General features: G+C 48.6%; 11 protein-coding genes. 10 read left to right on the top strand and 1 reads right to left on the bottom strand.

The features are described 5' to 3' along the window. Positions 1–249 precede the first annotated feature (249 nt). The 3 genes from AC9UES_RS01585 (at position 250) to AC9UES_RS01575 (ending at position 5,007) form a co-directional block, all read left to right on the top strand. Positions 250–2,457 carry a DEAD/DEAH box helicase gene (locus AC9UES_RS01585; protein ID WP_509526065.1) on the top strand — a complete coding sequence of 736 codons (2,208 nt, stop codon included), beginning with the start codon at positions 250–252 and terminating at the stop codon, positions 2,455–2,457. Positions 2,458–2,626: 169 nt separating this feature from the next. Then, positions 2,627–3,943 (top strand): choice-of-anchor Q domain-containing protein, encoded by a 1,317-nt coding sequence (locus AC9UES_RS01580; protein ID WP_509526062.1) that lies wholly within the window; start codon positions 2,627–2,629, stop codon positions 3,941–3,943. A 26-nt stretch (positions 3,944–3,969) separates the two neighbouring features. Continuing rightward, entirely contained in the window at positions 3,970–5,007 is a 1,038-nt protein-coding gene (locus AC9UES_RS01575; RefSeq protein ID WP_509526060.1) for a serine hydrolase domain-containing protein, read from the top strand. Here the strand turns inward: AC9UES_RS01575 and AC9UES_RS01570 are convergent. Then, positions 4,991–6,139 carry a class I adenylate-forming enzyme family protein gene (locus AC9UES_RS01570; protein WP_509526058.1) on the bottom strand — a complete coding sequence of 383 codons (1,149 nt, stop codon included), beginning with the start codon at positions 6,137–6,139 and terminating at the stop codon, positions 4,991–4,993. The two genes, AC9UES_RS01575 and AC9UES_RS01570, sit on opposite strands and share 17 nt — an antisense overlap. Positions 6,140–6,668: 529 nt before the next feature. Here AC9UES_RS01570 and AC9UES_RS01565 point away from each other — a divergent pair. The 7 genes from AC9UES_RS01565 to AC9UES_RS01535 all read left to right on the top strand — a co-directional run bounded on the left by AC9UES_RS01565 (position 6,669) and on the right by AC9UES_RS01535 (position 14,482). Further along, complete coding sequence (locus AC9UES_RS01565; RefSeq protein WP_509526056.1) at positions 6,669–7,919, top strand: hypothetical protein; 1,251 nt, start codon at positions 6,669–6,671, stop codon at positions 7,917–7,919. 285 nt (positions 7,920–8,204) lie between these two features. Beyond that, entirely contained in the window at positions 8,205–8,720 is a 516-nt protein-coding gene (gene rplJ, locus AC9UES_RS01560; RefSeq protein ID WP_509526054.1) for a 50S ribosomal protein L10, read from the top strand. 24 nt (positions 8,721–8,744) lie between these two features. Continuing rightward, on the top strand, positions 8,745–9,128 hold the full coding sequence (rplL, locus tag AC9UES_RS01555) for a 50S ribosomal protein L7/L12 (RefSeq protein ID WP_509526052.1): 384 nt from the start codon (positions 8,745–8,747) through the stop codon (positions 9,126–9,128). Between the two features lie 149 nt (positions 9,129–9,277). Beyond that, entirely contained in the window at positions 9,278–10,516 is a 1,239-nt protein-coding gene (locus AC9UES_RS01550) for an MFS transporter (protein ID WP_509526050.1), read from the top strand. 83 nt (positions 10,517–10,599) lie between these two features. Beyond that, positions 10,600–11,886, top strand: a complete 1,287-nt coding sequence (locus AC9UES_RS01545; RefSeq protein ID WP_509526047.1) for a saccharopine dehydrogenase family protein — start codon at positions 10,600–10,602, stop codon at positions 11,884–11,886. A 9-nt stretch (positions 11,887–11,895) separates the two neighbouring features. Then, entirely contained in the window at positions 11,896–12,831 is a 936-nt protein-coding gene (locus tag AC9UES_RS01540; RefSeq protein ID WP_509526045.1) for a GNAT family N-acetyltransferase, read from the top strand. After that, positions 12,815–14,482: a GMC family oxidoreductase N-terminal domain-containing protein gene (locus AC9UES_RS01535; RefSeq protein ID WP_509526042.1), complete on the top strand. Its 1,668-nt coding sequence runs from the start codon at positions 12,815–12,817 to the stop codon at positions 14,480–14,482. Before AC9UES_RS01540 ends, AC9UES_RS01535 begins: the two co-directional genes overlap by 17 nt. Positions 14,483–14,485 lie beyond the last annotated feature (3 nt).

Below are 14,485 nucleotides of genomic sequence, written 5' to 3'. Positions count from 1 at the left end.
ATTTTTCCTAGCTTTATTGCAACCTTCCAACTAGGCTTATGTTGTTGGGAACTTCCCAGCAGTAGTCGTTTGCAGTGCACTTTAGGTGCATCAGTCTTTACCTCTTATAGCTGTCGGTCTTTAGCCGGGAATGCTAAGGGTCTAGCGCAGTTCGACTAGACCGCAAAGACACACGCAGCAACGAAATAAAGCATGAATTGTGCTTTTTCTTGCCTGCGCGTGCCACATAAAGAGGAAGCAATTAAAACTATGCCTAATTTCGGCAAATCAGCTCCACGTCCAAAAACTGGAGCAGCTAAAGGCGCACCACGTAGATCCGGAACTTCAAGTTTCGCAGGATCATCTGCTGCACCGAAAAAATCACACCGCAAGGGTGCAACTGACGCTCGCGAAATGAGCGGCCGCAAACCAGACCGCGGTTCCAACTGGGAACCAAGAGGTCCAAAGACAGACTCGGCTCGTAAGCCTCGTCACACAGCAGAGGACCGCGCAACTCGCGCACCAAGATCTTTTGACGATCGCGCTCCAAGATCAAGCGATGCTCCAAGACGTGAGTGGTCCGATAGGCCACGCTCCGGCCAGGGTCAGTCCGACCGTCCAGCTAAAAAGAACTGGTCAGACAAGCCTTCTTACTCAGATAGAAAAACTACTGACTCCAGAGACTCAAGACCATCTGAATCCAGAGGCTATGAAGCGAGAGGACCTCGCAAGCCTGCAGGATCCTCTGATCGTAGCTTTGGTTCAAGATCAGGTTCTGGATACCGTTCAGATTCATCTGAGCGTCCAGCTCGCAATGATCGCGGCTTCCGCTCCGATCGTCCAGCTCGTGATTTCACAAGCGATTCTTTCCGCGGCTCTTCAAGAGACTCATCCAGAGACTCGTCAAGAGACTCTTCAAGAGAATCTGGAAGAACATACGAGCCACGTTCAAACTCGAGAGAGTATGACCGCGACCGTAACCCGTACCGCGAAGACAGAGTCTCAAGAGACAAGTCTCGTGACTCCAGCTTTGTTGGCGCTCGCGACAAGAACCCAAACCGCAAAGCATTCTTTGAGGACAAGGTTCTAGAAAAGCTAGTTGTTGCTGACGCTTCAGAAATTATCATCCAGGGAAGTTTCGAAGAGATGGGTCTGCACCCAAAGCTTGTTACCGCACTTCGTGGCCTTGGAGCTGAAACTCCATTTCCAATTCAGCAATCAACCATTCCAGCAGGTTTGGAAGGCAGAGATGTCTTGGGTCGCGGAAAAACTGGTTCTGGCAAGACAATTGCTTTTGCCGTTCCGATTATTTCGAAACTGGTTGCAGCAGGGTCTCAGCCAAGAAAGCCAAACAAGCCTCGCGCATTGATCTTGGCCCCAACCCGTGAACTTGCCGATCAGATCGACAGAACTGTTTCAGCTCTAGCTCGCTCGGTTGGTTTCTACACAGCTTGTGTTTACGGTGGTGTTCCTCAGCGCAGACAAGAGATCTCTCTTAGCCGCGGTGTTGACATCGTTGTTGCTACCCCTGGTCGCCTAGAAGACCTAATGGCGCAAAGAATCATTGACCTAAGCGAAGTTGAGACCATGGTCGTTGATGAAGCCGATCACATGTGTGATCTTGGATTCATCGAAGGCGTAAAGCGTGTTTTACGCGCTACCGGAGAAAGCCAGAAGCTACTGTTCTCGGCAACACTGGATCGTGAGGTTGATGCACTTGTTCGCGAGTTCATGCCAAACCCTTACGTATACGAAGTTCCTAACGAAACTCAGGAGAACTCAACAATCGAGCACCGCGTGCTTGTTGTTGACCCAGACGATCGCAGCCAGGTACTTCTTCGTTTGGTTCAAGGAGAAGGTAAGTCACTTATCTTTACCCGTACCAAGATGACAGCTGAGCGTCTAAGCGAGTCACTTACCAACAACGGAGTTCCAGCAGCAAGACTGCACGGAGATCTAAACCAGAACCAAAGAACTCGCAACTTGGAGCGATTTGTTAAAGGTGCCGTGAGGGTCCTTGTTGCTACCGACGTTGCAGCTAGAGGTATTCACGTTGATGATGTTGCACTGGTTATCCAGGTAGACCCACCAGAGGAATACAAGACCTACCTTCACCGCTCCGGCCGTACCGGCCGTGCCGGAAAGGAAGGTGTTGTTATCACCTTGATCCCACGTTCAAAGCGTCGCAAGGTTGAAGATCTACTGCACCGCGCCGAGCGCGATGCCAAGATCACTGATGTTCGTCCAGGCTCTGAATTGCTGGAAGAACTAGCTGGTCCGATTGCACCTCCTCCAGCAGCCCCAGACATTCTGGACTTCGGAGACTCTCGTGGTGGCGGTTCTAACCACCGCGGAAGAGACCGTGATCGTGATTCAAGACCAAAGAAAAAAGGCAACTACCAGGGTTCTGGTAAGGGCCGTTGGGCAGACAAGCCATCAAGCGAGAAGCGCCCAAGGGCTAAAAAGTATTCGAACTAGAAAAAGTTCGAGGAGTAAAAGCGATCGAGACAGCGCTAAAAAACCCCACCCCCTAGGGGGTGGGGTTTACTTTTACGCCCACAATTCCGCCAAGAGGGCTAGGCTTTGATTCACTTACATTAATTATTTTAGGTGGAGACCTAATCTACCCACGAGGGGTTAGGAAGCCATGAATAAACTACGTCAGTCAAACCAGCCAGAGTCTTCAAAAACTAGCTCTGCATCTTTCATCAAAAGAGGTGTGGCAATTGTGGGGTCGTCTGGCCTCGTGTTTGGATTTGGCCTTACGGGAGCTACTTCTGCGGGTGCAAATGGTGCCGTTGATTGCACGGCTAGGACAGTCACAGCTTCCACTAATCCTGTTGATCCTACTGCCAACGTATTAGCAATCGACGTCATGCTAGCCTCTGCTGGAGTAGTTTGTCTGTCTGGTGATTTCATACTTGATAGCTTAATTTCAGTTCAACGAGACGTACATTTTTATGGAATTGGAAACACTTCAGTCAAGACCAACCCCGTTGATTTCGTGTTTTTTTCCGACGGGGATGCAAATGGAACATTTTGGGACATTACTATTGAGAACTTAACAGTCAAGGATTCAGTAAATGGGGTGTTCGCAAAGGACGTTTTTATAATCGACAGCACCTTTTCGGGCATCACCCAAGGAGCTGTATATGCTTATGGATCAGTTACGGTTTCAAATTCGACTTTTATTAACAACACGTCCGGAGTTAACGGCGGAGCAATTACTGCTGGATCTGATCCCGGAGATTCCGTGCACATAACCAACAGCACCTTTCAAGGCAATTCTGCTGTCGGAGAGGGTGGCGCAATATCCGCTTCAGAGGGGGAAGTTTATTTCAGCACCTTTGTCAACAACGTCGCAGCAACTCCTCCCGCTGAACCAGGCGACATCCCAGGAAATGCAATATACAAATCAGGTATGGGAACTTTCACTTTGGCGGGTAACATTTTTGCCGGCAATAGCTTTTTTCCGCAACTGGGGGTAGGCGTTCCTTCCACTACACAATTCACAGATGCGGGTGGAAATATTTTTTCAACATCCAGTATTACTGAAACTGACATAGTGCAGGATAATTCTTCAGTTTTTGGAGCAACCCTGACATCACTATTCGGAACGAACTCTCCTGCTTTGGCTACCTATGCGCCAAACACGAATGGCACCCAAACTATTGCTCTTGGACCTGGAAGCCCGGCACTCAACGCTGTTCCTGATCTCGCACCATTTAACTTGGTCACCCTCGATCAGAGGGGTGCAACTAGATCTTTCCCTGCGGATGCAGGTGCTTTTGAAGGATTTGTTATCCCAACCTCAACCCCAACCTCAACAACACCGGCAGTGCTGGCGAAGACTGGAAACGAAAATCTATTCTGGTCTACCTTGGCATCAGGAACCTTAATTGTTTTTGGAACTTTGGTAGCTGTGGTGATATCAAGAATTCGAAGACGCACAAGTAATCTTTGAGACTTAAACTTCCAGAGGGTCTGTCAATGAAGCTTGATGCCGCGATGGTGGGCTATGCCAGAAACAGGCAGGTTTCTGAGCTCAAGATTCAAGTCTCTAGCGCTTCGTCTGATTTCGACTACAGTTGGCATGATTCTGGCTCAAAACAAACGCATTTGATTGCCAGCGGCACAAAAATGTTTGCAGCTACGGTTATTCAGCAACTCGCCCAAGCAGGAAAACTATCACTATCTGACTCCCTAGCAAAACACTTACCTGTTAGTGACTACGCAAACCTTAATGTGCAAAACGGGGTGGATTGCAGTAATCAAATTACTGTTATGGATCTACTGAGCCACACCTCGGGTATACCGGACTACTATCAACTGAAACGATTGCCAAATAAGGGTGACTTGGCTCTCATCTCTGCCCAAGACCCCGGTTGGAGCTTCGAAGAGGCCATAGCTTTAGCTAGGACACTTCCGGCAAAGTTCCCCCCCAGCTCGGGAAAAGCCAATTACAGCTTCACGAATTATCAGTTAGTTGGCAGGGTCATTGAGGCAGTTACAAATCAACCCTTGAGCGAAGTCTTTAGAACACGAATTTTCGAACCGCTAGAACTTAGTCAAACTAACCTTGTAACTCATGAAGACCTAGGTTCATTCCATGACGCCTCCCAGGTACTTATCGGCAAACAAAAGTATCTTGGTGCGAGGCGAATTGCTTCTTTGGGGGCCGAAGGCTCAATAGTTTCCTCGACTAAGGACACCACCAAGTTTCTAAAAAGCTTCTTTTCTGGGCAACTGATCTCTGAAACTGGCAGAGAAAGCTTGTTGGCTAATTGGCTTGCAATTTTTCCTGGAATTCGTTATGCCACAGGAGTAATGTCACTTGGTCTGCCACGGTTTGCAACTGGAGCATCACACCGAGGTAGGTATCTTGGGCATTCTGGTGCGACGGGGCACTTTATGTTTTACGATCCGATTGACAAGCTCACGATAGTTGGAACTACAAACCAGCTAAAGCCGAGCACAGCTCCTTACCGACTCATGGCCTCTGTGCTGAGAGTTATGAACTCAAATTGAGATCATTTAGAACCTGAATCTTTAGTTCGTTCCTAATGATCTTGCCCATGCGGTTACGAGGTATTTGCTTCGAAGTTGTGAAGATAGTTGGGTGCCCAATTGGCAACCTAGCACGAAGAAACTTATCTAAGGCTCGCAAGTCCACACTAGAATTTCCAACTACTGATATAGCAACTTGCTCGATCCCGGGATGCTGCTCTATAAGACAAACTGCCGCATCAGTCACTCCTTCGAAATTTCTGGCCATTTCCTCTACCTTCTCAGGAATTATCTTGGTTCCCCCAAAATTCATGATCTCGTCGGTTCGCCCTTCAAGAATCAGGTGCCCATTAGCTGCGATGTGTCCTCTGTCTCCTGGATAAAACCAGCCATGAGCAAAACTTTCATCGTCAACCGAGTTATCCAAGTATCCAGAAGAAACTCCTGGGCCACGATACTTAATTTGGCCAGATCCAGCGTCGTCCGTTTCAATCTGCAGATCTATACCAGCAATCAGCTCGCCCAGGTCAGAGGTGTCGCTACCTGGCATGAGCATTGTTACTGCCACTCCGCCACCTTCGGTCGAACCATAAACGCTTCTTACTGGTACACCAAGATAATTGTGAATTGCAGAAATCAATCTCTCGGTTGGCAAGCTCCCAGCGATCCGAACTTCTAAAAGGCTCGGCAGCTGGAGCTTATCTTCGCGCATGAGCCTCAATACTTGACCAATTTGGGCAGGAGAACCGGCAATAACTTTGATTTCATACTCTTTCGCTCTCTCGATTGCTGATCGGTTGACGGCAACTTCAGCCATGTATGGGTAGCCATGTTCTAGAGAGGCAAGGGCGGTGAAAAAACCTCCTGTTGTTGAAAGACCCATAAAGTTAAGCTCTGGTCTGCTATCTGCCCAGTATGTTCCAAGCTGGGCTAGGCGCGCTTGAATATTGCCTCCGGTGAAGGTGACGGCCTTAGGAGCGCCTGTTGTTCCACTAGTCATCACATAGCGCATTGGCTTGTCGGGCCTCGCAAAAAGAGTGCGAGGATGCCCAGGTAAATCAGCAGCATGGCTTTGCCACGAACTACCATCGAGCACGATCGTCTGCTGTCTTGGAACGCTATCGTGGAACTTGTTTCCCACAAACCATGACACCTTAAGATTCTTTACAGACCCCACTCCCCAAAGGGATACTGGCACCGCCGCTTCGTGAAAAACGCCTAGAGTGCTAAGCCAATCTAGCTCGGGTGGGAGAAAAGTTGAAACAACTTCATTCGGCCTGACACCTTGAGCACGAAATTTAGCTGCTAGAGCCTGGGACAAATTCAATATTTCTGAGAATGTGTGGGCACGAGATTCACTGACCATGCCAATTGAATGTGGAGAGCTCGTGACTGCTTGCTCGAGCAGTTCGAAGGGTTGTATCATCCCTACAGTCCTTTTTGTGGCCATAGTTTTGGAGCTGGCGACATGTGTCGTCATGAGTTTTAGCTTACTTAAGCTAGGACCATAGCCCCTTGCGCATCACATTCAATTATTCGTGAGTTACCTATTTCTTGCCACTGCCGTAATTCACTCCGCTACCCAGAAGGAATTTCTGACCTCAACCCAACAATTGATATCGCAATTAGTTCAAAGTAGGATTGAGCCAGTAATCAAGAGACAGTTTGATTCTGGGGGCTAAATGAAGTTCAAAATCAGCGCACTTGTTATCCTCGCCAGCCTGTTCTTAAGTGGAAGCCTTGTGGCGGTTGCAGACCCCGTCTCCACCACAACTAACCCAGCCGGTATGGCAGTAGACCCCTCTGTTCCTGCTTACTTTGGCTTAGGTGTTTGTACTTTGCCGAATCAACTTGATTGCATTGAGTCTGTTAAAGTCAAAGGCTTATCCGGAGGGTACGTGAATGCTGAGTCCGCTACCCAGACTTGGACCATTGAGACTGACAGCAATGGAAACACTATGTATCAAGGGGATCCAACGTGGACCTCAACACCAACGGGCGCGACACCATTTATTGTTTCTGGTCAAATGTTCACACCGTCTTTTGTTAATGACGAGGACATTACTGTCGGAGTACTCGGGGTGTGGGTCTATGAACTTCCTGCTGGGTATTCAATAAAAGTCACTGTTCGCACAAGTTGGCTGAAGCCTCAAAACTTACAATTTATTGCAAACGAAGCAAGTTACACGAAAGAGTCCATAACTGGTGGTAACCGTTGGACCTTTAGTGGAACTCACTCGAAAGTGTCTTCCTACACGGAGCAGTGGAAACTAGACCTAAGCTGGGAAGACCCTATGCACTTGTCAACCGAGGCCGATGAGGATTATTATCTAATTGGATTCACAGTACATCACGCGGGAGCTACTCCGGAAACCTCATGGTGGGACCCTCGTTGCTCGGACCATGGATTTACAGCCCAAGCATTTAATTCCAACTCTGCCGGATCACCCGAATGGAATAACGTGGGGGGGTATCTTGAGTTCAACATTTTTGCACCTCACTTCGATGCTTCCGGTGCATTGAATTCTGGCTTCTTCCGACTTTGGGTGAATGAAGAGTTTGCTGACTGCCAGTGGCCGGGCAACACTCTTGTGGGTGCTGAAAGTCTAGAGGCCCTAATTGTCAACGAAGATGGCTCTATCCAAAGAGACGCCAGGCTTAGTGTGACAAAGGAAAACGGAGTGATTTACTTGGACGCTGGTAACTTTCATTACTCTGCCCCGACGTTCATCATTCGACCTAGTACTGGAACGTCAGCGCCAGCACCTAGCTTGGCTTCTCCGGGGACTCCCTCGCTTGCCAAAACTGGACCATATTCCTCGTGGTGGATCGCTTGGACCTCTGTGGGAATGATTGCGGTTGGTGCCATTTTCGTAGCGCTGGTTGGCAAGCTGCCAAGGCGAACTCGCTTACCTTCAAAGTCAAAGTTCTAGGTGTGTGGAGCCCATTGACTAAACAGTCTTTTAGGCGAGCTTTACAGCTAACCCCCTGAAGCTCTAGACTGTAGGAAGCCAAAGACCGTCGGTTTGAGGCAGGACAAATCCCAAGAAATCTTGGAATTTGGCTTGTTTTGACTAAGAAACACAAAGTGTTTGCCCACGTAGGTGAAGAAGTAAAGATTCTAGAGTTTTGCTCTATGTCCTTATGCTCCTCGCTTACGTGAGGAGCATTTTTTGTTTCTTAGGGCTGCCGACAAATACAGATAATCAAGGAGTGCCATGGCGAACAAGGAAGCTACCGTCGCCGAGCTAACGGAGAAATTCCAAAGCTCGAGTGCCGTATTGCTAACCGAGTACCGCGGACTCACTGTGGGAGCGATGAAGACTCTTCGCCGTTCCATAAGTGCTGACGCAACCTACGCCGTGGCGAAGAACACGCTAATCAAGATTGCAGCAAAGAACGCTGGAGTGACCGCATTTGACGGTCAGCTAGCAGGACCTACTGCAATGGCTTTTGTTCACGGTGACCCAGTCAACGTGGCCAAGCAAATGCGCGACTTTGCCAAGGCAAATCCTCTTCTAGTGGTCAAGGGCGGCGTCATGGATGGCGTCACATTGTCACAAGATGAGGTTAAGAAGCTTGCTGATCTTGAAAGCCGTGAAGTTATGTTGGCGCAGGCCGCAGGAATGTTCAAGGCTTCTATGTTCAAGGCTGCTTACATGTTCCAAGCTCCGCTGGCTCAGGCCGTCCGCACTATCGACGCCCTGCGTGCCAAGCAAGAGACAAACGCTTAACAAAGAAAATAAGGAGAAAATCAAATGGCAAAGCTGACAACCGAACAGCTAATCGATGGCTTCAAGGAGCTATCTCTGATCGAGCTTTCAGACTTCGTAAAGAAGTTTGAAGAAGTATTCGAGGTAACAGCAGCAGCACCGATGGCAGTTGCAGCAGCAGCTCCAGCTGGCGGCGGCGGCGAAGCAGCAGAAGAGAAGGACACGTTTGACGTAGTTCTAGACGCTGCAGGCGACCAGAAGATCCAAGTAATTAAGGAAGTACGTGCCCTTACAAACCTAGGTCTAGGTGAAGCAAAGGCTCTAGTTGATGGTGCTCCATCAACAATCCTTGAGGGTGCAAACAAGGAAACCGCCGAGAAGGCAAAGGCAGCTCTAGAAGCAGCTGGTGGAAAAGTAACCCTTAAGTAATTAGGTTCACTCAAAGAAAAGTCCCCCAGGCAATTGGCTTGGGGGTTTTTCTTTAACCGAGTCACTTCTTATTGCAATAGGTGAGACAGCTAAGCTTTTCTAGGTGGGCCAAGAGCCCTAGACCCCAAAGAATTGAAGCTTCCTAAGTGATGGCAAAAACTAGCTCGGTATCTAAATCCGAGATCACCAAAAACCAAAGAGTTGTGTACATTTTTGTGCTTGGTTTTTTGTTTATGGTTCAAACTCTGGTCACAGACATGTTTTTACCGGCTTACCCAAAAATTGCGGCATTTTTTGAAGTCCCGGACGCTTTCGTTCAATACTCACTTTCCGCAGTTACTTTAGGTGCTGCGATTGGCTTCTTTGCGGCTGGACCACTTAGTGACTCACTAGGCAGGAAAAAACCAGCTCTATTTTTCTTGTCGCTTTTTACCTTTGCTTCAGCTGCTTTGTATGTGGCACCAGGCATCGAAGCCTTTGTTGCTTTTCGTTTTTTGCAAGGGCTAGCTGGAGCTGCAATTGCGGTGGTTACTCAGGCAATTATTAGAGATTTGTTTGTGGGTAAGGCCATGTTGAAGATGTTGGCCAGGGTTTGGTTGGTTGCTGGAATCGCACCAATGGTGAGCCCATTTTTATCGGCGCAACTATTGCTGGTAGCTCCAGATTGGCGAGTGATTCCGCTGGCTTTGACAATCTTGGGTGTTGCGGTGTTGCTGATCGCCTCCAAGGCTCTGGTAGAAAGCCATCACATCGATAACCGCAGGACCAAGGGCTTCGAGGGTGTTACCAAAAGATTCTTAGCGGTATTTAAAGACCGCATTCTGGTAGGTCTTGTTCTTATTGGAATGGTGCAAACTATTGGGCTCTTTAGTTACCTGAACATCATTCCGTTCCTGTATCAAGACAGCCTCGGGCTTTCACCAGTTGAGTTTTCTATTGCTTTCTCGATTACTGCTTTTTGCTGGTTCTTGGGAATTCAAGCCGGAGCGAAGCTGGGTCGAATGTTTAGAGCCACCTGGGTTATCTTGGCTTCGTTGATTCTTGCAGTTGCTGCCGGATTTGGGCTTTTTACTATTGCCAATCAAAATCCAGGCATCGAATCTGTGATTCCCCTGATGGCTGTTTTCATGATTTCATTTGGAATGACCATCACACCGATACAGACGATTGCACTGCAGGGCCATGGTTCGGAGGCTGGGACAGCCGCTTCTGTGCTTGGTGTTATGAACTCGCTCACCGCAGCGTTTGCGGCACCCCTATACCCAATACTTGGGAGTGCTACCACGGAGGGTCTGGGGATAGCGATTGCGCTTAGCCACTTGGCCGCAATAGCTATCTTCTTCCTAGTTGTTAGACCTAAGTCCGTTCCAGCACTTATCAAGGACTAGTTAGGTATCCTAGGAATACATACAAGTTGTCGCATTGGCCCTTTAATGGGGTGGCAACTTCCATAAAGGATGTGGAAATCACGATGAGGATTTTACTCGTCGGCGCGGGCGGCGTAGGCGCCGCAATAGCCAAAATTGCAAGTGAAAGATCTTTTTTTGAAGTCATGGTCGTTGCCGACTTTGATGTCAAAAGAGCCGAAGAAGTTATCGAATGGATTAGAAAGCGCCACAGCGATGAGGTCGCAGCCAAATTTATTCCAGCCACAATCGATGCCTCGAAGGCGTCAAGTATTATTGAGCTCTGCAAAGAGCACAACATCACCTTCCTACTAAACGCGGTAGAGCCAAAGTTCGTACCGACTGTTTTCTCAGCAGCGTTTACCGCTGGTGTTGGATACATGGACATGGCGATGTCTCTATCAGAGCCACACGAAACCGATCCTTATCACAAGCCCGGAATCAAGCTTGGTGATGCTCAGTATGCACTGAACTCACAGTGGGAAAAAGCTGGCCAGCTGGCACTAATTGGAATGGGTGTTGAGCCAGGGCTATCTAACATCTTTGCCAAGTACGCTGCCGATGAACTGTTCAGCGAGATTGACGAAGTCAGCATCAAGGATGGCTCGAACCTGACTGTAAGAAATGACAAGGGTGAAGAAATCTTCGCCCCATCTTTTTCGATCTGGACGGTTATCGAAGAGTGCTTAAACCCGCCTCTGATTTACGAAAAAGACAAAGGTTGGTACACAACCGAGCCATTTAGCGAACCTGAGATTTTTGAGTTCCCAGAGGGTATTGGAGCAGTTGAGTGCGTAAACGTAGAGCACGAAGAGATTCCGATGCTTCCAAGAACCATGGATGTCAAGAAAGTAACTTTCAAGTACGGACTCGGAGCTGAATTCATCTCGGTGCTAAAAACCCTGCACAACCTAGGCCTAGATGCCACTAAGCCGGTTCGGGTGCGTTCAGCATCAGGCCCAGTGGACGTTGCACCAAGAGATGTTGTCGTTTCGGTTTTGCCCGATCCTGCAACCCTCGGTCCTCAAATGACAGGTAAGGCTTGTGCCGGAGTTCTTATAACTGGAAAAGATAAGAACGGTAAAGATCGCGCCACATACATTTACCACGTAGCCGACAACGCCGAAACTATGTCCGAGTACCAGTCTCAGTGCGTTGTTTTGCAAACCGCCTTCAACCCACTAATTGCCCTTGAGCTAATTGCCGAAGGTACTTGGTCTGGCAAGGGTGTTATGGCACCTGAGCAGTTCCCCCCAACACCATTTTTGGAACTGATGTCCTCATCAACCGGATACCACCAGAAGTGGTTTGCGCAGGAAAGACTGCCAGCAAATCCACTAGCCCTTCCATAAGGCTCGTCGATGAACTACCGCATAGTTGAGGCCGAACCTAGCCAAGCAGACGTGCTTGCAGAGCTTATCAACCAGCATGAGCTCAAAATTGACCCAACTTCCACGTCGATAGGTGTTGAAGAGTCCAAAGAAATAATTGCAGGATTCTTTGATCCTGCGATAGCTGCCTTCATTTATTCTGAGGGCGTTGAAGAACCAAGTGCTTTTTATTCGGTGAACCCTGACTCCAACAGAAAAAGACTATTCACCGACGTTTACGCCAGGCCAGGCTCAAATCTCATCAAGGAAGCGCTAGTTGAGTCGCTAAAAGCAGCTGCCGCAGAGTTTCAAGATTACGAACATTGGTTTGGCGTGAACACCAAAGATGTCACGATGCGAGAAGCCCTGGAGTCGCTCGGTATGCATGTTATTCGTACCTACTGGCACATGAAAAGAGATTTAGCGGCTACAGATAGCGTGCCCAATTCTAGGCCGGAAGTTTCAATTCGATTGGTCTCTGGAGATGAAGACATGCAGACCTCGTGGAAGCTACATCAGGACTCATTTAGTAACCACTTTGGATTTGCCCCGAGGCCGATGGAGCTTTGGATCGAACAAACCAAGGCAGCTAGCACATTGGACCCAGAGGCATGTTTCATACTGGACTACGAGGGTGAACCAGCCGGCTTTGTTCAGATGGCTAATGCAAATTATCACCTAAATGGTGGCTATGTTGACGTTCTAGGTGTGGCCCACAAGTTTCAGGGCAAGGGATTAGGTCAGATTCTCTTGCAACACGGAATCAATCACAGCGTTGATCAGGGGCGTGAGTTCATCGAACTTAATGTCGATAGCGGAAACGAGTCTGGTGCCCTTAGGCTTTACGAGAAGTTGGGCTTTAAGCCAAATAGCTCTTGGGAGCAGTACGAGAATAAGAATTGGGTGGAGTTTGTCAGAGGACTTTGATGTTGCGGTAATTGGATCTGGCTTCGGCGGATCTGTTGCAGCACTGCGCCTAAGCGAAAAAGGCTACAAAGTTCTAGTGATTGAATCTGGTGCCAGATTTGAAGACAACGATTTTGCTAAGAGCTCCTTTGATCTAAAGAAGTTCCTTTTCTTTCCAAAACTTGGTCTAAAAGGTATCCAGCGAATAGATCTACTAAAAAACGTGCTTGTGATGAGTGGCGCTGGCGTTGGCGGCGGCTCTTTGGTTTATGCGAACACTTTATATCGCCCACCGGCCAGATTCTTCTCAACCGGTAGCTGGTCTAACATGGCTGATTGGCAAAACCTCCTCGAACCTTACTACGACCAGGCCGAGCGAATGCTCGGGGTGGAAGTCAACAAGTATTTTTCACCCGCCGACGAAGCACTCAAAAAAGTCAGCGACCGCTTAGGTTTCGGTTCTACTTTTCAAATGACACCGGTTGGTATTCACTTTGGCGAAGAGGGAAAGACAGTAGAAGACCCATACTTTGGCGGTAGGGGTCCATCGCGCACCGGTTGCATCAATTGCGGCGAGTGCATGACCGGTTGCAGACACGGGGCCAAGAACACACTGGTCAAAAACTATCTTTACCTGGCCGAGAAACTTGGCACCAAGATCATGCCGCTAACTAAGGTTGTCAACATTGAGCAGGTACCAAACGGTTACACACTCACCTTGATTCAAAGCGATAAGTTATTTGCCACTAAGCGCACCATCACGGTTCCAGAAGTTGTGGTTGCAGCTGGTGCGCTTGGTTCAGCGAAGCTGTTGCATAAGGTCAGAGCCAAGGGGAATCTTTCTGGAATTAGTCCAAGACTCGGTGAGCTATCTAGAACCAACAGCGAGTCTTTGCTTGGAGTGGTGGCAAAAAATAGAGATGTTGATTTTTCCCAGGGATCGGCAATAACGTCTTCTGTATTCCCTGACGCCGATACTCACATTGAACCAGTTCGGTACGGACGTGGCTCAGGCTTTATGGGACTTTTACAGTCTGTTATTGCTAGCGGCCCTAAAGGTCAAACACCAAACATCTTTAGGCTGATTGGGGTAACCCTCAAGAATCTTCCTAAGTTGCCAAACTTTTACAACCTTCGTACTTGGCCCGAGCGAACTCTCATCTTGCTAGTTATGCAATCAAGAGACAACTCACTGACTACTTACTGGAAGAGAAGACTTACCTCTAAGCAAGGCCACGGTGAACCAAATCCTGCCTGGGTTCCAATGGGTCACACCGTTGCCAAAGAAATCGCAAAAGATGTCAATGGCACACCAGGAGCTGTTATTGGAGAACCATTTGGTATTCCACTTACCGCGCACTTCCTTGGCGGTGCAGTGATTGGTGAAGATGCTAGCGCTGGTGTGGTGGATGGCTATCTTCGAGTCTTTGGTCAACCCGGGTTACACATCGTCGATGGCTCTGCATTGTCTGCAAACCCTGGCGTGAACCCATCACTTTCAATTACCGCTTTGGCTGAATGGGCCATGGCGCACTGGCCAAATAAGTCTGAACAAGACACCAGACCAAACCTTGGCGAAGCTTTTAGGGTTGTTGACTCAGTGAAGCCAAACAATCCTGCGGTGCCAGCATCAGCTAGCGGAGCTCTCAGGCTTCCTCTCCGAGTGCTCTAGCTG

The organism is Rhodoluna sp., assembly GCF_044232805.1.
GTDB lineage: Bacteria > Actinomycetota > Actinomycetes > Actinomycetales > Microbacteriaceae > Rhodoluna.
The sequence above is the reverse complement of the archived record's forward strand: the minus strand, read 5'-3'. Positions and strand labels throughout refer to the sequence as shown.